Here is an 18,679-nt window from a genome sequence, read left to right on the forward strand (position 1 = left end):
GCAACATATCCGCGGGACCGTGGATCTGTGCCTCTGCTACTGGACCTGAACTGGTCGAACGTCTCGTGAAGGTAGTCGAGTGCATCGGTCTCGGCTTGCATGATGAAAACTTCTCGAGAGAAGAACGAAAGTATTTTCCGTCAGCTCCGCTTTCTCTTGCGAATCAATTCCGAAGAATCCGCTGCTTTTTCACGCTTTTCTGCGCGGCGTTCCTTGATCGACTGGGCGGGCTTTTTCATGTTCTTACCCGGCGCCTTGTCAGCCATTGTCGCTCCTCATTTTTCGAAGTGGCAATCACAAACTGACCTCGACCATACTTCATTTACAGAAAAAAGCCAGTTGCATTTTTCCGATCACTTTTTTCCGGACTCGACAGGGCTGACGGAGGTGATGCGGTGCAAGGTGAATCGGCGCACTGCGCCACTCGCCGGATCGAATGCGTCCAACTGCCCGCCGCCCACGCTGACCGGATCGACGATGCGATGCGTGGCCACCCCCTGAGCGTCGACGTAGCCGATGTTGACGCTCTTTCCCTCGCGGGCTGCGGACGAGAGCAGCGCGATGGCGGCGGCATTGCTTTCCCGCGATCCGTCGGCGCGAACCCCGCCCCGGCCGGGTGTGGCAGCGCGGTCGCCGGCTCGCATCGTTCGCACCAGTGCGTCGAGCTGTTCCGGCGACGGACTCGACGGCGTTCGGGTGGCGTGCCGCAAGCGACGGTTCGGGATTCGAGCCCCGCGCGGGCGCAGATCGACGAGGGCACCCGACGAATCCTCGCCTGCGGGCGCAAAGCCGGCAGCGCGAAGTTCGGCCAGAACTTCCCGCAGCGGTGCCTGGGACACAGCCACCGTGGGGGCGAGGGCGCGCAAGGCCAAGGGCTCCGCGACGGGGGAAGCGAGAACCTCGGCCAAGAGGGATGCGTCCTCGCATCGGATGAACGACGCGGCCACGCCCGCCCGCAACCGGCCGTGCCGGCGTGCAACGTCGTCGATGAGGTACGAAAGCGATTGTGGTACCGGAGTTTTGGACTTCGTGCTGAACATCGTCTGCAGTTCCGTCGCCGTCAATCCGGCATCAAGTGCTCGGCGGATACTGCTCTCGCTTATGCGGTACATCGACGCCGCACCGGCCGATTCGATATCGGCTACCAAGGTCACCTGCTCGAGCAGGTCAGGTACCAGCGGGCCGGGTGCGACCAACGTCAGGTCGGCCTGAACCAGGATGTAGTCGATCGGCTTTGGCAGCGCCGCCGCCATTTCGGCTTCGGCGTCGCCGCCGTGCAGCATCGCCCGCCCAGGTGAACTCAGTGCGCCCCGCGCCACCAATCCGAGAGCCGACGCCTCCGCAAGTGTGTTTTCGACTGCAAATGTCCGAAGCCGGCCGCTCCGTCGGGGATGACGCCACGCAAGTGAACGGCTCACCTCGGCGGGCGAGGCGCTCTGCCCACTGTCGAGTTCGGCCAAGAGTCCGAGAATCGACGCCCGGTCTCTCGGTGCAGACGGTGCGCGGCCCTCCTCCGCCAGCGCGGCGATCGGCTTGTCGGACGGATCGCGCATTCCGATCATCCAGGGGACTCGGGGGACATCGATCCACGCCGACGCCAAGACCTCCCATTTGCGGGCCGTGGTCGCGTTGAGCCAACCGTCGACCGTTATCGTCGGGGTCCAGTAGTCGTCCGCGGTGTCGGACGCCGGGGCGGGGTCGGGGGTGCCGCTGGCAATCAATCCGGCGGCGGCGAGGAGTTCGACCACAAGATTGAGCCGACTCTCGTCGAGGTCTGCGGCCTTCGCGATACGTCGTAGTTCACGCACTCCGAGTCCACCGGCGCGCAACGCCGGGGCAGGTGCGGCCCCGAGAACGGCGATCACGTTTTCGCTCTGGCGAACCAACTCGAGGGCTTCGCCCGCGGCCGCCGCATTGACGTCGGCAGGTTTGAGTTTGTCGCCGGTGATCACCGGCGCGGTGAGCGTTGTCGGATCGAAGACCGGTTCGCCGCGGATAACCTGACGTACCGTCGCCGGCAACTCCACCGTCTGCTCGTCCAACCACCGGAGCAGGCCGGCCGCCAGGAGTTTCTGCACGGGACGATCTGCGGGCGTTTCCGGGGCCGCGTCGCGGGTTCGGCCGATGGGGCTCGAGTTTGCCAGCGTTTCGAGCAGACCGCGTTCGCGCTCGCCGAGCGAATTGAGCGCCGCGGTGATCTCGGCTTCCGACATGGACTCGGCGGGCTCGAGGGCGCGGCCCAGTCGCCACGGGATGGTGTCGATGGCAGCGGAGACGATGCTGATCGGATCCGTGCCCCAGACGAGCGCATAGGCCCGCATCTTCGCAAGCGAGGCATCGACTGCCTTCTTGGTGACCTTGCCCTTGCCGGTGAGGGCGCGGGCAGCGAGCGCGTCGTTCAATTCCGCGCGCGTCATGGGGGTTTCCTCGGCGCCGGCGAGCGCCAGCAGTTCGAGAAGTCCGAAGTCCAGTGTGTCCAACTCGTCGGCTGCTCTACCGACCGACGCGCGTTGCTGTGCGCGTCCACTGAGCACCACCATCGTGCTCGGCGGCGGCACAGCGAGATCCGGCCGCAAACGCAGTAGTTCCGTCAGCTCGGCGTCAGTGCGCGCCGACAGCCATTCGGTCAAACTGTCGGCTCCGGAAGTGCCCGCCTGGGTGCCACGTATTTCGGTCATCAGGTATCAGATTAGAGACCTGGTATGTACGGCGTAACGGAGTCCTGTCAAAATGGCTTCGTGGCCAACAATTCGAAGCAGCACTATGTAGATCCAGGATGGCCGGAAACTGCAGACGGAGATCACGCAGTGACCGAATTGTCATCGACCCGCTCCGGTGGACTTTCACCGTTCGGCGAGGACACCACCTTCCCGTTACCGGTGGAGTCACTTCCTTACATCCATCCGTACACCGTCATCAATCGCTAGATCCACTACCCGAAGAAGGCCCGCACCGAATCGGTGCGGGCCTTCTTCGTAGCTGGGTGCGTTCGAGCGGAACGCGCAGTTCGCAGTCCTACTTCAGGAAAGACTTCGCGGTGTCTGCTGCTGCAAGGATCTGGGGATCGACGACGATGCCGTTGGCCTCGGCGAATGCAATGGCCTGATCGATTGCGTCGGAGACCGGATGTGCGACGGTCTGAGCGACCTGCTGTGCCGGTGCGGCGGGTGCGGCCGGCGTCGTGGCCGGAGCGGAACGCTGCGTTGCGCCGCTGCTCAGGCCGAGGCTCGAGGAGCAGGACGGCCAAGCGCCCCATCCCTGGTTGGCCAGGACGCGCTCGGCAACAACGATCTGCTGCTCGCGAGTGGCGTTGTTTGCGGTGGCTGCGTACTCGCCGCCGCCGTGTGCGTTCCACGTGCTGGGGGAGAACTGCAATCCGCCCTGGTAGCCGTTGCCGGTGTTGATGGCCCAGTTGCCGCCCGCTTCGCACTGTGCGAGGCGATCCCAGTCGGAATCGGGGGCAGCGCTGGCGGTACCTGTGGCTGCGATTCCTGCTACACCCATGATGGCGCCGGTGACGGCGACCTTGGCGACAGTGCGGCCTGCGGTGGTGGGCTTGCGATGGCGTCCGCTCATGATCGTGAATTTCCTCTCCACACGCGCCTGCGAGGTCAGCTGTCGGGTTCGGGCTGAGAGGTTGCCCGGCCTCGCCTTTCCTGGCTGGAAAGGGTCTGGCTTCACCCCAAGGTTCGAATGTGTTGTTTGTCGAACCGGTGTCAGGTGGAGAACATTTCTGCTCTCACAGAGGACTTTGGGTCCCCCGTCCTTGTCCCTGGAATGCTCGAAAGTGGGAAGTTCCGGTACCCGCGGGACAAGGTTTGGCGCGGCGGGCCGGAGGTGGCCGGAGTTTCCCGGCCGGAATTCACGGTAACGGCTCTCACCGCTCATGTCACCATTTGATAACGCGGCGCGCCGAATGGGATACAAACCCGCCGCGAAAGCGCAGGGGACTCTTCCCAGGTAGTGAAGGATTCCGCAGCGAAGGTTCTCTTGTGGCTATTCCGTTATCCACCCGTAATGTGATGAAGGTCACACCGTTATCGGTGGGCGATTGGAAGCTATGCGTAGTTCACGCGATTGACGTCGACGATCTCCTTGCCCAAAGGCATCAGCGAGATCGGAATCATCTTCAGGTTCGCGACGGCCAAGGGGATGCCGATGATCGTGATTGCCATTGCCACCGCCGTGACAATGTGGCCGATCGCCAGCCAGATACCGGCGATGATCACCCAGATGACGTTGCCGACCATTGAACCGACACCAGCAGTCGGCTTGTCGACGACGGTCTTACCGAACGGCCAGAGGGCATAGATGCCGATTCGGAACGCGGCGATACCGAAGGGGATCGTGATGATCAGAATGCAGCAGATGATGCCTGCCGCGAAGTAACCCAAGGCCAACCAGAATCCACCGAAGACCAGCCAGATTACGTTCAGGAGAAGTCTCATGGTCGGTGACCTTTCGGTTGGGGTGACGGGAGATCAGCGGGCGCGACGACCCGCCCTCAAGGTGTAGACGATGGCCAGCAGAAAACCGACCGGACACGCCAAGGAGATCAAGTACAGCGCCAACCCCGGCGGTGTGTCGCTGAAGATGTTGATCGCGAAGATGGCGACGAGTGCGAGGAGTCCGATGAAAAACAACCCCATCGCGACTCGAAACAAGCCGTTTCCGGTGCCGGAAGTGCTCGGGTTCGGTTGAGTGTCCACATCTACAAGGGTAGTGCCCAGCAAACGTGGGTGCCGAGACCGGTTCGTCACAGGTAGACTGTGAGGCGACTGCGCGTCCCGTCAAGCAAGTTCGGGGCGCGTTCTTTTGCATTCTTCGACCGGAGTCGTTTACTTCGTCCGGGGTGATGCGAGCAGGACCATCGAGGCTCGTACGCGAGCCTTCCGAAAGTAGTGGGACGCCAGTCCCAGACGAGTGATGAGCGGGTGAACGCGGTGCCAACCGGCAAGGTGAAGTGGTACGACGTCGAAAAGGGTTTCGGCTTTCTGTCGCAGGAGGAGGGGGAGGATGTCTATGTACGTGCGTCTGCCCTTCCCGAAGGTGTGGAGGGTCTGAAAGCAGGCCAGAAAGTCGAATTCGGTATGGCTGCCGGTCGACGCGGTCCGCAGGCGCTGAGTCTGAAGGTGCTCGAGCCTGCCCCGTCGCTGCGCGGCGCATCGGCGCAGCGACGTGAGCCGGTTGTTCGCAAGCACACCCCGGACGAACTGCACGGCATGGTCGAAGACATGATCACGCTGCTCGAGGCCAAGGTTCAGCCTGACCTGCGCAACGGCAAGTACCCCGACCGCAAGACCGCGCAGCGGATCTCCGAGGTTGTCCGCGCCGTGGCGCGTGAGCTCGACAGCTGATCGGTACGAGACAAGAAAATGCCCTGCACTCCTCTCGGGACGTGCAGGGCATTTTGTATGTCAGCGGTCAGGCTGTCTTGATCGACCAGATCAGTAGCCCCTGCTCGCTACCTTCGCCGACAGCAAGGTGGATCTCCACTCCCACCAGTTGCTTCTCGGGTTCGGCTTCGACGGTGACTGCCAACGATTCACCGGCCCCGAAGAATCGAGGCTCACCGGTCTGATTGCCGTCGGCGTCTTCGTAGACTGCCAGCATCGCCCACTCGGCGTCCGAGACTTCCTTCGACAACGACAACTGCAACGGGTATCCCTCGGGCACGTCGAGTTCGTACACATCGCCGATCTGCGCGCACTGTGACAGGTCGATCGTGCAGAACCCGGCAGGCTGAGTCTCGATGGTGCGACCGTGCGCGTACGCGGTGATCTGCGGGAGCCCATCGGGCTCGTCGTTGATGTTCTTGATGATCACGACCAGAACCGAGACGTAGGCAACCAGCGCCACCACCATCAGGACACTGACCGCTGCCACGATCTTCTTTGTTCTTGCGCGCATGATCACTGCGGAGTACTTCCTTGTCCTCGATCGGATTTGCCGGTGTAGATCACTTCGGTCACTTCTTGCTCGGCCAGATCAGGCCGCTTGCCACCGAGCCCGGGCAGAAGTGAGCTGCCTCGGTAACTCAGGAACGTCTGCAGCAGACCGATCGTCAAGAACACCGAGACAACAGTGAACCCGATCCAGTATTCAGTAGGCAGCAGAACGCCCAACGCCCCGCCCAGCACCCAACTGAGCTGGAGGACGGTTTCGGATCTACCGAAACCGGACGCAATAGATTCCTCGGGCAGATCGTGCTGCAGCGACGCGTCAAGAGAGACCTTGGCCAAGGCGCTCGCCGCGGACGCGATCAGTGTCGCGAGCGCGGCCGTCAGCAAGTTGTCGGTCAAAGCCGCGATGACGGCGATGATCCACACCGACGCGGTGCACCGAAGGACGACGAGGGCCGGTCGCCCCAGTTTGAGTCGCGCACCGGCAGCATTGCCACCGAAGTTGCCCAGCCCTGCGGCAGCGCCGACCAGGCCGAGCATCATTGCTTGCTGCAACGGCTCGTGGTCCGTTTTGGATTTGGCGACAAACGCTATGTACAACGTGAGGAAGCCGGTGAGAACGCGAATGGTGCCGTTGCCCCACAGCCCGATGATGACCGCGCGTCCGAGCGGCTGACGCACTTTTGCGCTCTTGATGCCCGAAGCGCGTCCGCCGCCTGCTGTGTGTTGTTCGTCCGGGTGATAGGTGATGGTGGCGGGAACTTCGCCTTCGGTCACCTCGACCCACGACGGAATGCGCATGCTCAGGTAGGCGCCGAACACCGTCACGACCACGGCGAACCAGAGGGCACCAGGCGATTTGAAGGCGAGTGCGAGTGCGCCGGCCACAGCGCCCGCACCGATGGTTCCACCGATCAACCCGAACACGGTGAGCCGAGAATTGACCCTGACCAGGTCTATTTCCGGTGGCAGTACACGTGGAGTCACCGCACTCTTGAGTACCGAGAACGATTTACTGAGCACCATCATGCCGAGGGCAGCCGGATACAGAATCCAACTGTCGAAGTTGAACACCAGGATCAGCGCCAGCACGGTACGAAGTCCGAACGACGCCGCCAGTGCGATTCGGCGGCCCCGCTGCAATCGGTCGAGCATCGGTCCGATGAGGGGAGCGATAACCGCAAACGGAGCGATGGTGATCAGGAGATAGAGCGCGACCTTCGTTTTGTCCTCGCCCGTGGCAGCGGAAAAGAACAGGGTATTTGCCAAGGCCACCGCGAGAGCTGCGTCGGTCGCGTTGTTGGTCATCACCGCGTACGTCAACGCGGTAAGGCCGGACTTGTCCGCGCCGTCGGCTTTTGCGGCGCGCTGGAACGTAGCGATGCCCTTGTTCGTCAGTTCCCGGCTGCGCATCGCGGCCACTCGCGTGACCGTGAGCTTGCGGGGCATCGGCGGGGCTTTGGGCGCGTCGGAACTGCTCTTCGAGCCCGAATTTCTGGCCTCGTCGCCATCGCCGGCGTCGTCACGGGAGCCGGGGATCGGGTGAAGCGGAGGTAACGGCGCACGACGCGCCGACGGCCGCGTCGCCGGTGGGTAATTGTCGTAACCGGGATGCAAAGTCTGCCCTGCGGATTCGTCGGGAATTCGCCGGGTATCGGGGTCGTAGGGTTCGCGCGGTCCGGTCACCACTCAATTCTGTCCTAGTCCGTGATCTGCGACCACGCACACCCCTGACGAGTCGAGGGGAAAGTTGGAAATCACTCGACAAATCGAACTTCGAAGATCTGTGGCCAATACTTTCCGGTCAGGAGAAAACGGTCGGTTCCGGGTATCTGGGCGATTCCGTTGAGGACGTCGACCGGGTTGGCGGATCCGTTGGTATCAAGGCGGCTGCGCAGCGGTGATGCATCGATCACGCCGCTCACGTGCCCGTCAGCTGGATCGATCGCAACGATTGTGTCGGTCTGCCAGACGTTTGCGTAGATGGTTCCGTCGTCGGCGCATTCCAGTTCGTTCAGATCTGCGACCGGCTGACCGCCGCGAGTGGCCTCCACCGAATCGGTGACCGCAAATGTGTCCGGATCGCGGAACACCAGCGTCGACGTGCCGTCGCTGGTGACCAACTGATTCTCGAATGCACAGATCCCCCAGCCCTCGGTGGTGAGCGGAAATCGGCCGCGCTCGGTGAGAGTGTCCTTGTCGCGGACAATCGCGACGCCGTTCTTCCACGTCAATTGCCACAGGTCGTCACCGATCACGGTGATGCCCTCACCGAACAGTGGAGGCGGCAACTCGGCACGGGCAATATCGGGACCGGAGACCGGGGTGCCGTCGAACTGCGTCGAGCGCACCCACGATTCTCCGACGCGCCCGGTGCTTTCGTACAGTCTGTCTCCGTCGATCTCGAGCCCCTGGGTGAAGGCTCCGCCGTCGTGGTCGTATACCTCGATCACCTCGGCGGAGAGCTGTCGAGGAAAGTTGTCGGCCCCGGAATCGGGCGTTCCCTCATCCGTTGTCGAGCACCCCGCAACACCCGATGTGATCACTGCGAGCGCTGAGGCGATGCTGACGAAACCGGCGCGTGACCTACTCATCCGTCCAGCATCGCAGCCCTGTGCGTTGCGTACTTGTGGTGGTGCGGCAAACTGGAGGAGTGAGTGTTGCTACTTCTCCTGAGCGTGCAGTGCCGCGCCCCGTACTGGCCGATGCCGTCGATCTTGCCCGAGCAGCTGTAGTAGAGCTGCGCGAAGGCGGAGTCGGTGCATACCTCGGCGTCACGTCGGAGGATGAATTCGCCGCTACCCATCGTTTTGCAGCAGACCTTCCCGGCTACCGCGGGTGGCAGTGGGCTGTTGTTGTTGCCGCAGGTCCAGACGATACTCGCGCCACCATCAGCGAATTGGCGTTGTTACCCGGACCGGACGCACTGGTTGCGCCCGAGTGGCTTCCATGGGATCAGCGGATTCGTCCCGGAGACCTGTCGCCAGGCGACCTGCTGGCTCCGCCGGCGCAGGATCCGCGATTGGTTCCCGGCTACGTCGCCAACGGCGACCCGGAGGTCGACGACGTCGCCTTGGAACTGGGTTTAGGACGCAAGAAGGTCATGAGCCTCGAGGGCCGGCTCGACGCGGCTACACGATGGTCCGAGGGAGAGTTCGGACCAGACTCCGACATGGCGAAGGCAGCGCCGTCGACCTGTGGGCTGTGCGGCTTCTATCTTCCGCTGGCAGGTTCGTTGCACGCCGCGTTCGGCGTGTGTGGCAACGAACTGTCCGCTGACGGCCGCGTCGTCCACGCGAGTTACGGCTGCGGCGCGCATTCCGACACCAGCCTTCCGCTCGGCGCCGGCTCTCCGGCTTTCGACGCCTACGACGACGGAGCCGTCGAGATGTCGAGCACGTCTGCCGCGGGCACCGAAGATTCGGGTTCGGTATCCACCGAGTAGGGGATCCGTTCGGGACCGGCGCGCTCCGCGACGCCACGCTGCGCGCGTGGGCGGAATCGCCGACGCGTCTGCGCGAGGACGCGGCCACCGAATCGGATTTGGCTGCAGCGGGTTACCGCGACAGGTTGCTCACAGAACTGGCACAGAACGCTGCCGACGCGGCGCTGCGGGCCGGGGCGCCTGGTTCCTTGTGGGTTGATCTCGACGGTTCGGTGCTGACTGTTGCCAATACCGGTCGACCGCTCGACGAGGACGGTGTTCATGCACTGACTGCTCTTCGTGCTTCGGGCAAGATCGATTCCACCGATGGTGTTGTCGGGCGCTACGGCGTCGGATTTTCCGCCGTTCGTTCGGTCAGTGACGAGCTCGAGCTGCGGTCGACTTCGGGTTCGATTCGATTCTCCGCCAAGGAAACTCGAAGCGAGATCGAGAAGGCCGGTCTGAAGGTTCCGGAGTCGGGAGTGCCGGCCCTGCGTCTGGTGTGGCCGTCGGAGGCGTCGCCACGCGCCGGCGCAGATTCGGAGGTAGTGCTCACGCTCCGCGACGACGTCGACGGCGGCGCCCTGTTGTCTCGGATGGCACGTGAAGCCGTGGATCTGCTCCTCGAGCTACCGGGTTTGACGTCTATTCGGCTGGGCAACAAAATCTTTGAGCGTACCGAGCGTCTACTGGACTCCGGGCTGATCGAAATCTCGATCGGCACGCAGGTGTGGTGGCAGTACCAGAGCGCCAAGGCCCGCTGGATAGTTCCGGTTAAAAGCGGAGTAGTCGCACCGGTCACCGAAGACGTACTGCGGGCGCCGACGCGATCCGACGAGGAGTTGTCCGTCCCGGCGCTTGTCGTCGCGGATATTGCAATGCAACCGGATCGGCGACGGATACTGCCAGGCACGTCGATTGCCGCGCTGGCCGAGGGCTACGCGAACTTTGTCGGTGCGTTGCCGGCTGATCAGCGCACAGCGCTTGTGCCCGTTCCGGCTTTTGCGCGAAGTGAAGTGGATTCTCTTCTGCGGGAAGCGCTTCTGAAGGAACTTCAGGAAAACGCCTGGCTTCCGGTTGTGGGGGAACCTGACCGGGCGCCGCAGCGGGCATCGGTTGTTCCTGGTCTCACCGACGATTTGGCGGAATTGCTCACCGACGTCATCGGCGGATTGGTTGTTCCCGAACTTTCCGGACCTCGCCATGAGCGGGCTTTGGCGGCGGTGTCGACACATCGGATCGGGTTGGCGCGCATCGCGGAACTGCTCAGCGGACTCGATCAGGAGCCGTCGTGGTGGTACCGGCTGTACGCGGCGCTCGAGCCGTTGGTCGTCGATGCTCTGGCGGTGGAAGAGCTTGGTACGCTACCGGTTCCGCTGTCGGACGGACGAATTGTCACCGGTCCGCGAACGGTGGTTCTTGGTACCGAACTCGGCGATTCGGTGCCGCCGGTGCCCTGGACCCGGCTTGTACACCCGCAGGCATCGCACCCCCTGCTCTCGCGTTTGGGCGCAACGAGCGCCACGGCGACGGATCTGTTGTCCGACCCGGCGTTGCGCGCGCTGATCGAGGATGCTGCCGACCAAGATGATTCCGTAGCAACGGAATTGGCGTCGACGGTTCTTTCGCTCGCCGCGCATGTCGCGCCTGGCGCCGCGCCGTCATGGATCGGCGAAGTGCTGCTACCGGATTCGGACGGAGAGCTGTGCTCCGCGGACCAGTTGCTCCTGCCCGGCGCACCACTGGCGACTGTCCTGGTCGACGACTCACCTTTTGGCACAGTGCAGCCGAGCTTTGTCGAACAGGTGGGGGAGCAGGCCCTGCGCGTCGTCGGCGCCGGCTGGGGTTTCACCGTGTTTCGTGAGGAGTTGCCGTCCGGACCCGATCACGATCTCGATTCCGAGGGTCAGTGGTGGGACACGTTGGGGGAGGACCCCGAGTACATCGAGGCGGTCCGTGACCTCGACTTGGTCGACGAGAACCGATGGGCAGATGCGCTGACCCTGCTGCTGGAGTCACCGGCAACGAGAACCCTGCTCGAGGATCGTCGGGGATACACGGCGTGGTGGCTGCGCTCGCACGCCGAATTGGGCGGCGAGATACTGGGTTTGCTGCGCGCACCACACGATCGCACGTTCGAGGATCTCCTCGATGTCGCCGACCATCCTGGCAGCGAGTATCTGAGCTCCGTCTTGGCGTCCGATACCGTCGACGATCCGGAACTGGCTCAGCTGTTGCTCGATCGGCTCGCGGATCCACTGCGCATGCCCGCACCGGCCGTCATCGCCCGAACCCACCACTTGCTGGCCGACGCTTCGCGGCGGCGCGTCCTCGATCTGGACGAGTTGAGCTTGCCGAGCTTCGTTCGTGGGCTGTCCGGTGAACTTGTCGACCCCGGTGATGCATTGGTTCTCGATCGGCCGTGGCTCGGTCCGGCATTGCCGACACAACGAATTGTTCTGGGTAGCTTCGAGACGGCGGAAGCACTGGCGGATTTGCTCGATGTCGCGACGGCATCGTCTGTCGTAGGCGGTCAGGTCGTGAGCACGGGCGTGCGAAGCTCATGGGCGGCGCAGCCGCACGCGGTCCTGATGTTTGCGGCGCTCGGACGGGAAGTACCCGGCGGCGAGGTAGTGATTCATCACGAACTCTCCGTCCGGTTGACCGGCGCCGTGGAGGCCACGGTGAGTGTGCCGTGGTGGGTGGACGGTGACGGTATCCATCACGTGATGCGTGTGTGGGCAGCTGCGCAGGGGATATGAGGGGGGAACAGTGTCGTTCGATCAGTGGGTACTTGATTCTGCAGTCGACCAACGGACGCCGTGGCTTGTGGATGTGGTGGACGTCATCACCGACAGCGGTGGAACCTTGGCCGCCTGGATCATCTCGACGGTCCTGACGATCACCTTGTTGATGCGCGGTCGGCGCATCGACGCTCTCCTCGTGGCGGGCTCCATGCTGACCGGACTGCTGGTGATGAGTGGGTTGAAGCGTATTTTCACGCGAACCCGTCCACCGGTTCCGGAGCGCCTGATCGAGATCGACTCGTACTCTTTCCCGTCCGGGCACGCCATGATGACGGCAATTCTTGCGACGGTGGTGGCTGCTGTGATCGTTCGGCTGACGTTGCCGTCGCTCGTTCGAGTCACGATGCTTGTTTCGCTCGCGCTGTACACCGTCGCTGTCGGGTTTTCCCGCGTCTACCTCGCGGCGCACTGGATGACGGACGTCCTCGCAGGGTGGGCGTTCGGTGTCATCTGGGCGGGTGTGTGGATCCTGGGAACCTCTCGCTCGCGACAGCGCCGCCGCGAACCACAGCCGGTCTGATCGCTTCTCAGAGCAGTCCGGCGCCCTGTTGGGCACCTCGACGGCCTCGGCGGGCAGCGCGGCGTTGGAGCCAGAAGAGGCTGTAGCCGAGGAATCCGACGCCGATCCCGGCGTAACAGATGGGCAGTGCTCCCGACCAGCGATCACCGCTGAGGAGGACCACGGCTGTAGCGACCACCCACGCCAGCGTGCCGACGACGAGAGCCGGCGCCGGTGCGGACAAACGGTCGATAACGGTTGTTGTGTTGGGCGTCTCGTTCACAAAATTAACGCTACCCGTACCCCTGTGCCCTACTCTCCCTTATGCGACCGGCCTTCGTACGCCGGCACACGGCGGCGCAAGAACACCGGCGACCTATGACAGCGATGGGAAAAAGATGGCGGCACCCGGGAAAATTCTCGATACGTATTTCAAGATCAGTGAACGCGGATCAACGATCTCCACGGAGGTTCGCGGCGGTGTTGTCTCGTTTGTCGCGATGGCGTACATCGTGGTTCTCAACCCGCTGATCCTCGGTAGCTTCTCGGCGGATGACGCCGTCGCAAAGACCGACGTCCTCGGAAACATTCTGCCGGTCAACCAGGTGGCTGCGGTCACCGCCCTGGTTGCCGGTCTGATGAGCATCGCGTTCGGCATCATCGCGAACTATCCGTTTGCGATCGCGGCCGGCCTCGGTATCAACAGCCTGCTCGCCGTCACGATCGCCCCGCAGGTCACGTGGCCGGAAGCCATGGGCCTGGTGGTCATCGACGGCATCATCATCGTCGTGTTGGCGCTCACCGGTTTCCGGACCGCCGTGTTCAACGCGATTCCCAATGCACTCAAATCGGCCATTGCCGCCGGTATCGGCATGTTCATCGCGTTCATCGGTCTGGTCGACGCCGGATTCGTCCGTCGGATCCCAGACGCCGCAGGTACGACGGTCCCCGTCGGGCTCGGTATCAACGGTTCCATCGCGTCGTGGCCGACTGCGGTCTTCATCTTCGGTGTTCTCATCATGGGTGTGCTCGTGGTGCGCAAGGTTCGTGGTGGCCTGCTCATCGGCATCATCGCCACGACCGTCCTGGCTGCGATCATCGAAGCGGTTGCAGAGGTCGGACCGTCGCTCGGAACCAACCCCAAGGGCTGGAACCTCAGCGTTCCCGCGATCCCCGACATGTTCGGTGGCATGCCCGACCTGAGCCTGGTCGGGGACTTCAGTCTCTTCGGCGCGTTCACCCGAATCGGTGTTCTGGCAGCCAGCCTGCTCGTGTTCACACTCGTTCTCGCGAACTTCTTCGACGCCATGGGCACGATGACGGGACTCGGCAAGGAAGCCGGATTGACGGACAAGGACGGCAACCTCCCCAATGTGGGTAAGGCGCTCGTCGTGGAAGGCGCCGGTGCCATCGTCGGTGGTGGCGCGTCTGCGTCGTCGAACACGGTGTTCGTGGAGTCGGCGTCCGGTATCGCGGAAGGCGCTCGGACCGGCCTGGCAAATGTTGTGACGGGTCTACTGTTCCTGGTCGCGATGTTCCTGACACCGCTGTATTCGGTGGTGCCGATCGAAGCCGCAGCGCCGGCCCTCGTCATCGTCGGCGCACTGATGATCGGTCAGGTCCGAGACATCGACTTCACGCAGTTCTCGGTTGCGCTTCCCGCGTTCCTGACGATGATCGTGATGCCGTTCACCTACTCGATCGCCAACGGCATCGGCGTCGGATTCATCTCCTGGGTGGTTCTGCACGCTGCTACCGGCGGTGCCAAGAAGATCCACCCGTTGCTGTGGATCGTTGCGGCACTGTTCGTCGCGTACTTCACTGTCGGGCCGATTACCGACGCACTGACGTAAACCTGCAACTGGCTGGTAACCGATAACCCGGCTACCGGCCAGTTGTTGACGTATTGTTCTCGCGTGACCACCGAAACTCGAGCGCTCGCCAGTGATCTGTCATTGGCGGTTGTGCGTCTGAGCAGGCATCTGCGAGGACGACGGGCCGACGCGCAGGTATCCCTGACACAGCTCTCGGCTGTGGCGACACTCTCGCAAGAGGGACCAATGACCCCAGGTGCACTCGCGGCGCGTGAGAAGGTGCAGCCGCCGTCGATGACCAGGGTGGTGGCGTCCCTCGCAGAACTGGGGTTGGTGCAGCGTTCACCCCATCCCACGGACGGTCGTCAGATCATCGTGAGCTTGTCCGACGCAGGTAATGCGCTACTCGCTGACGAGACCCACGCGCGTGAGGCTTGGATGAACGAGCGACTTTCTGACTTGAGCGCCGAAGATCTGGCAACACTTCGCGGTGCCGTCGAGATCATCACAAAGATCGTCAGCGCCTCCGAATAACCGCTTTCCATGGTGTCGCGGTGAGGTAGTTGCTCACGCGAATGATCGCAGGAGCAAGATGGGGTAGTGCCCCGTGACCCCGAATCCGGCATGTTTGCCGCACTCCGCAACCGAAACTACCGTCTCTGGGCGTCCGGGCAGATCGTGTCCCTGGTCGGAACGTGGATGCAACGCATCGCTCAGGACTGGCTGGTTCTGACGCTGTCCGACGGTAATGCACTGGCAGTCGGCATCGTCATGGCATTGCAGTTCGGGCCGACGCTGTTCTTGTCCGTGTGGGGCGGTGTCCTTGCCGATCGGTACGACAAGCGGCGCATTCTCATCTTCACGCAGTGGGCGAGCGCGTTGTGCGCCCTGGTGATGGGCGTCCTGGACGTCGGCGGGTTCGTTGCTCTGTGGCACGTGTATCTGATCGCGTTTGCCCTTGGCTGTGTATCGGCTGTGGATGCGCCTGTGCGCCAGTCGTTCACCATCGAAATGGTGGGTAAAGAGCATCTGTCGAACGCAATTGCGTTGAACTCCATGACTTTCAACACCGCACGCATTATCGGTCCGGCCATTTCCGGGGTGCTGATCAATCTGATCGGTACGGGTTGGGTTTTCCTGCTCAACGTTGCGACATTCGGTGGTGTGCTTGTCGCATTGGCGCTGATGAATGCGAAGGAATTGATCCCGTCGGAACCCACGCCGCGTGCCAAGGGGCAGGTGCGTGACGGATTCCGATACGTGTGGGGCCGTAAGGACCTGCGGGTCATCATGGTGTCGGTTTTCATGGTCTCGACGTTCGGCCTGAACTTTCCGATCAGCCTCGCGGTGATGGCGCGTACCACGTTCGATCGCGGCGCCGACGCCTACGGATTGCTCTCCACTACCCTCGCTGTCGGTACCTTGGCCGGCGCCGCGTATGCCGCCAGACGCAAGGACGCTCCGCGGCTGCGCACGTTCCTCAGCGCGGCAGCGGCGTTCGGTCTCTTCGAAATCGCTGTCGGGTTGATGCCCACCTACCCGCTGGTGGCGTTGATGCTGATTCCCACCGGCGCACTGACACTGACCTTCACGACGTCGGCGATGAACATCCTGCAGATGTCGGTGCCGTCGGAGATGCGGGGGCGGGTGATGGGTATCTACATGCTCAGCTTCCTCGGTGGCACCCCACTGGGCAGTCCGATGCTGGGCTGGTTGGCCGACGCCGTCGATCCGCGGGCACCGTTGATCATCGGTGGCGCGATCTCGCTGGTGTCCGCCTCCCTGGCGGGGGTATATCTCCTGCGCAGCGAAGGCCTCAAACTTCGGTTGAAAATGCCCGACGACGGCGGACGCCTGCCGGTGTTCGACCTGCGTCCTGCCGTCGTCTGTGATGCGACCGAGCAAGCGGTGGAAGCTAACCGCGCACCGTGAGCTTTTCTCTCTTCGGGAAAACGGTGTAGCTCAGGGCGATTGCTCCCCACACTGCGAGAATCACGGTGAGTGTGCGGACCCAACTGCTCAGTGCCTCGGTGCGAGAGGCGTCGCCGACAAGGACGATCGCGGCGGTGAGCAGGGCGCACGAGATTGCCCAGGCCAATGCTGCTTTCCCGAATTCACGCCACTCTCGGATCGCTCGCGGCGTCCCGTATTTCGGAGGCGCGACGGGCTTCGGTCCACCGGCAAATCGGTAGGCGAATCGCGCGTCGGCCCACGAGATGAGGCTGTGCCCGAACGCAATGGATACACCGATGTAGGCGGCCGCCAGTCCGTGGCTGGCGTTTGCCTGCCCGCCGCCGCGCAGATCAAGGGCTGTGGCGACCAGAAGTACGACGTCGACCAGGGGAGCGCAGATCAAGAGGCCAGCGCCGACGCCGGGTTTCCGGAACAGGTAGCGAGCAGTCAATCCTGCGGCGATGAAAACCCAGAACATGATCTCGCAGGCAACGATGAGTGTGACGATCATGGGAACCCATTTCTAGTACGACTGTGTTAGTAGTTGGAAACTAGCACAGCTGTGTTACTTTTGTGAAGTGGTGAAACGACCCAGTTCCGAAGAGCGCCGTGAACAGATCGCGGAAGCGGTCTGGCGTGTGATCAGACGCGACGGAATGGCCGCCGCCAGTGTCCGTACCGTCGCCGACGAGGCGGGCATGTCCACGGGCTCCTTGCGGCACTTCTTCGCGACTCAATCCGAGCTCTTGCTCTTTGCCATGGAATTGGTCTCCGTCCGCGTCGAGAATCGAATCGCAGGCATCGAGTTCGATCCCGACATCAGGCGGGCGATACGGCAATTTGCCGAACAATTTGTTCCCCTCGACGCCGACCGCCGCGAAGAGATGCAGGTCTGGGAGGCATTCGCCGCGGCATCGCGAACAGAACCGGACTTGGCGGTGGTCCGGGAGCGGACGGATCGAACCCTGTTCGGGCACTTCCGTCAGTTCGTCGAGGCGTTGAGTGATGCAGGTTTTCTTCGGTCCGGCAGTTCCATCGACAGCGAAGCAATGCGCCTGCACGCGCTGGTCGACGGGCTTGCCGCGCACGGTGTCAACAATCCGGAGAGGGTGAACCCGGCCGCAATCACCGAAGTGCTCGACGCCCATTTCGATTCGCTGATCACCGCAGCCGGGAGCAGTGACTGAGGACGGCATCCGATACGGCACCATAGAAGCCGTGGTTCACGTCATCGATATCTCAGATCCAGCCGATTCCCGGTTGGATGACTTTCGCGATCTCAACTCCTCCGATCGCCGACCCGACCTCCCCGAAGGAAAGGGTTTGGTCATCGCGGAGGGGGTATTTGTCACCCAGCGACTGCTGACCTCGCGTTTCGAGCCGATCAGTCTCCTCGGAGTCGATCGCCGACTGCAGGAACTTGCCGAGGACCTCGACGGTGTTGATGTTCCCTTCTATCGAACCAGTGCGGAGGTGATGGCAGAAGTGGTCGGATTCCATCTCAATCGTGGAGTGCTTGCCGCGGCTGCCAGGCCGACGCCGCTGGCTGTCTCGGAAATCCTGCAGGACGCCCGAACAATTGCCATTCTCGAAGGCGTCAACGATCACGAAAACCTCGGCTCGATGTTTCGCAACGCCGCGGGGCTCGGAGTCGACGCCGTACTTTTCGGAAAGGGCTGTGCCGATCCGCTGTACCGCCGCTCGGTCCGCGTGTCCATGGGGCACGTACTGCGAGTTCCGTTTGCCCATGTCGAGAAGTGGCCGTACGACCTGGAAGAGCTGCGCAGCAACGGTTTTCAGCTCATCTCGCTCACGCCCAATCCGGAGGCCGTGACGCTGGCCGAAGCGATGACCGGAGACAAGGTAGCCCTGTTGCTCGGCGCCGAAGGTCCTGGCCTGACCGAACATGCCATGCGTGCGACGGATATTCGCGCAAAGATCCCCATGGCGCCGGGTACGGATTCACTCAACGTCGCCACCGCCGCCGCAATGGCCTTCTATGAACGAGTCAGGACCCGGCAGTAATGCCGACCGGAACTCCCTGGTTTACCGGTGTCGCGGTATCGATTTTTGCCGCAATGCTGTCCACTGCCGCGGTAGGCGCGTTCAGCCAGGGCCTGGCACACGTCAACGTGTTTCTTGCCGTTGCGGTCAACGTCATCGCAGTGGCGGGCCTGGCTCCCACCGTGTGGCGGTGGCGGGCCGTCCCCATCTGGCGATGGGTGGTTTACGGTGCGGTAGCGGGTATTCCGTTGGGGTGGGTAGCCGCGCTCGCTTGA

The 18,679-nt window shown here is 62.9% G+C and carries 21 protein-coding genes and 1 riboswitch; of the genes, 11 read left to right on the forward strand and 10 right to left on the reverse strand.

Annotated features, from left to right (window positions below):
- Positions 1–140 precede the first annotated feature (140 nt).
- Together CJ178_RS33375 and CJ178_RS26500 are read right to left on the reverse strand one after the other, a co-directional pair.
- Positions 141–266, reverse strand: a complete 126-nt coding sequence (locus CJ178_RS33375; RefSeq protein ID WP_254922770.1) for a hypothetical protein — start codon at positions 264–266, stop codon at positions 141–143.
- An 87-nt stretch (positions 267–353) separates the two neighbouring features.
- Positions 354–2,678: a helicase-associated domain-containing protein gene (locus CJ178_RS26500; protein WP_095888367.1), complete on the reverse strand. Its 2,325-nt coding sequence runs from the start codon at positions 2,676–2,678 to the stop codon at positions 354–356.
- Positions 2,679–2,738: 60 nt separating this feature from the next.
- On the opposite strand from CJ178_RS26500, the gene CJ178_RS26505 reads away from it, so the two are divergent.
- Positions 2,739–2,927, forward strand: coding sequence for a hypothetical protein (locus CJ178_RS26505; protein WP_033234086.1), 189 nt, complete (start codon positions 2,739–2,741; stop codon positions 2,925–2,927).
- 88 nt (positions 2,928–3,015) lie between these two features.
- On the opposite strand, the gene CJ178_RS26510 is transcribed toward CJ178_RS26505, so the two are convergent.
- The 3 genes from CJ178_RS26510 to CJ178_RS26525 form a co-directional block, all read right to left on the reverse strand.
- A complete protein-coding gene (locus tag CJ178_RS26510; RefSeq protein WP_033234087.1) occupies positions 3,016–3,576 on the reverse strand; it encodes a transglycosylase family protein in 561 nt (186 codons plus the stop codon).
- Positions 3,577–3,584: 8 nt separating this feature from the next.
- Positions 3,585–3,804, reverse strand: a riboswitch (cyclic di-AMP (ydaO/yuaA leader).
- Positions 3,805–4,058: 254 nt separating this feature from the next.
- Positions 4,059–4,448, reverse strand: coding sequence for a YccF domain-containing protein (locus CJ178_RS26520; RefSeq protein WP_045069009.1), 390 nt, complete (start codon positions 4,446–4,448; stop codon positions 4,059–4,061).
- A gap of 33 nt (positions 4,449–4,481) precedes the next feature.
- Complete coding sequence (locus tag CJ178_RS26525; RefSeq protein ID WP_033234089.1) at positions 4,482–4,709, reverse strand: membrane protein; 228 nt, start codon at positions 4,707–4,709, stop codon at positions 4,482–4,484.
- 234 nt (positions 4,710–4,943) lie between these two features.
- On the opposite strand from CJ178_RS26525, the gene CJ178_RS26530 reads away from it, so the two are divergent.
- On the forward strand, positions 4,944–5,357 hold the full coding sequence (locus tag CJ178_RS26530) for a cold-shock protein (RefSeq protein WP_165826321.1): 414 nt from the start codon (positions 4,944–4,946) through the stop codon (positions 5,355–5,357).
- 67 nt (positions 5,358–5,424) lie between these two features.
- On the opposite strand, the gene CJ178_RS26535 is transcribed toward CJ178_RS26530, so the two are convergent.
- From CJ178_RS26535 to CJ178_RS26545, 3 genes are all read right to left on the reverse strand, one after another.
- A complete protein-coding gene (locus CJ178_RS26535; RefSeq protein WP_033234362.1) occupies positions 5,425–5,910 on the reverse strand; it encodes a DUF2771 domain-containing protein in 486 nt (161 codons plus the stop codon).
- A gap of 2 nt (positions 5,911–5,912) precedes the next feature.
- Positions 5,913–7,589 carry an MFS transporter gene (locus tag CJ178_RS26540; RefSeq protein WP_179300846.1) on the reverse strand — a complete coding sequence of 559 codons (1,677 nt, stop codon included), beginning with the start codon at positions 7,587–7,589 and terminating at the stop codon, positions 5,913–5,915.
- 71 nt (positions 7,590–7,660) lie between these two features.
- Positions 7,661–8,497, reverse strand: coding sequence for a glutaminyl-peptide cyclotransferase (locus CJ178_RS26545; RefSeq protein WP_095888368.1), 837 nt, complete (start codon positions 8,495–8,497; stop codon positions 7,661–7,663).
- Between the two features lie 38 nt (positions 8,498–8,535).
- On the opposite strand from CJ178_RS26545, the gene CJ178_RS26550 reads away from it, so the two are divergent.
- The 3 genes from CJ178_RS26550 to CJ178_RS26560 all read left to right on the forward strand — a co-directional run bounded on the left by CJ178_RS26550 (position 8,536) and on the right by CJ178_RS26560 (position 12,654).
- Positions 8,536–9,348: a DUF3027 domain-containing protein gene (locus CJ178_RS26550; protein WP_033234092.1), complete on the forward strand. Its 813-nt coding sequence runs from the start codon at positions 8,536–8,538 to the stop codon at positions 9,346–9,348.
- Between the two features lie 68 nt (positions 9,349–9,416).
- Positions 9,417–12,089 (forward strand): sacsin N-terminal ATP-binding-like domain-containing protein, encoded by a 2,673-nt coding sequence (locus CJ178_RS26555; RefSeq protein ID WP_095888369.1) that lies wholly within the window; start codon positions 9,417–9,419, stop codon positions 12,087–12,089.
- 10 nt (positions 12,090–12,099) lie between these two features.
- Positions 12,100–12,654, forward strand: a complete 555-nt coding sequence (locus CJ178_RS26560; protein ID WP_033234094.1) for a phosphatase PAP2 family protein — start codon at positions 12,100–12,102, stop codon at positions 12,652–12,654.
- A gap of 7 nt (positions 12,655–12,661) precedes the next feature.
- Here CJ178_RS26560 and CJ178_RS26565 read toward each other — a convergent pair whose 3' ends face one another.
- On the reverse strand, positions 12,662–12,916 hold the full coding sequence (locus tag CJ178_RS26565; RefSeq protein WP_092806589.1) for a DUF2530 domain-containing protein: 255 nt from the start codon (positions 12,914–12,916) through the stop codon (positions 12,662–12,664).
- Between the two features lie 115 nt (positions 12,917–13,031).
- On the opposite strand from CJ178_RS26565, the gene CJ178_RS26570 reads away from it, so the two are divergent.
- From CJ178_RS26570 to CJ178_RS26580, 3 genes are all read left to right on the forward strand, one after another.
- Entirely contained in the window at positions 13,032–14,486 is a 1,455-nt protein-coding gene (locus CJ178_RS26570; protein WP_095888370.1) for an NCS2 family permease, read from the forward strand.
- A gap of 63 nt (positions 14,487–14,549) precedes the next feature.
- Positions 14,550–14,981 (forward strand): MarR family winged helix-turn-helix transcriptional regulator, encoded by a 432-nt coding sequence (locus CJ178_RS26575; protein ID WP_033234097.1) that lies wholly within the window; start codon positions 14,550–14,552, stop codon positions 14,979–14,981.
- A gap of 90 nt (positions 14,982–15,071) precedes the next feature.
- Positions 15,072–16,379 carry an MFS transporter gene (locus tag CJ178_RS26580; protein WP_095888700.1) on the forward strand — a complete coding sequence of 436 codons (1,308 nt, stop codon included), beginning with the start codon at positions 15,072–15,074 and terminating at the stop codon, positions 16,377–16,379.
- On the opposite strand, the gene CJ178_RS26585 is transcribed toward CJ178_RS26580, so the two are convergent.
- Positions 16,363–16,911: a hypothetical protein gene (locus tag CJ178_RS26585; protein ID WP_095888371.1), complete on the reverse strand. Its 549-nt coding sequence runs from the start codon at positions 16,909–16,911 to the stop codon at positions 16,363–16,365. The two genes, CJ178_RS26580 and CJ178_RS26585, sit on opposite strands and share 17 nt — an antisense overlap.
- Positions 16,912–16,981: 70 nt before the next feature.
- On the opposite strand from CJ178_RS26585, the gene CJ178_RS26590 reads away from it, so the two are divergent.
- Genes CJ178_RS26590 through CJ178_RS26600 form a run of 3 tightly spaced genes read left to right on the forward strand, consistent with a single transcriptional unit; the run spans position 16,982 to position 18,679 of the window.
- Positions 16,982–17,587 carry a TetR/AcrR family transcriptional regulator gene (locus tag CJ178_RS26590; protein WP_095888701.1) on the forward strand — a complete coding sequence of 202 codons (606 nt, stop codon included), beginning with the start codon at positions 16,982–16,984 and terminating at the stop codon, positions 17,585–17,587.
- 31 nt (positions 17,588–17,618) lie between these two features.
- Positions 17,619–18,425, forward strand: a complete 807-nt coding sequence (locus tag CJ178_RS26595) for a TrmH family RNA methyltransferase (protein WP_033234365.1) — start codon at positions 17,619–17,621, stop codon at positions 18,423–18,425.
- Positions 18,425–18,679 (forward strand): DUF2537 domain-containing protein, encoded by a 255-nt coding sequence (locus CJ178_RS26600; RefSeq protein ID WP_095888372.1) that lies wholly within the window; start codon positions 18,425–18,427, stop codon positions 18,677–18,679. The genes CJ178_RS26595 and CJ178_RS26600 overlap by 1 nt, the downstream gene beginning before the upstream one ends.

Origin of the sequence: Rhodococcus sp. ACPA4 (assembly GCF_002300185.1) — a bacterium.
GTDB classification, from domain to species: domain Bacteria; phylum Actinomycetota; class Actinomycetes; order Mycobacteriales; family Mycobacteriaceae; genus Rhodococcus_F; species Rhodococcus_F globerula.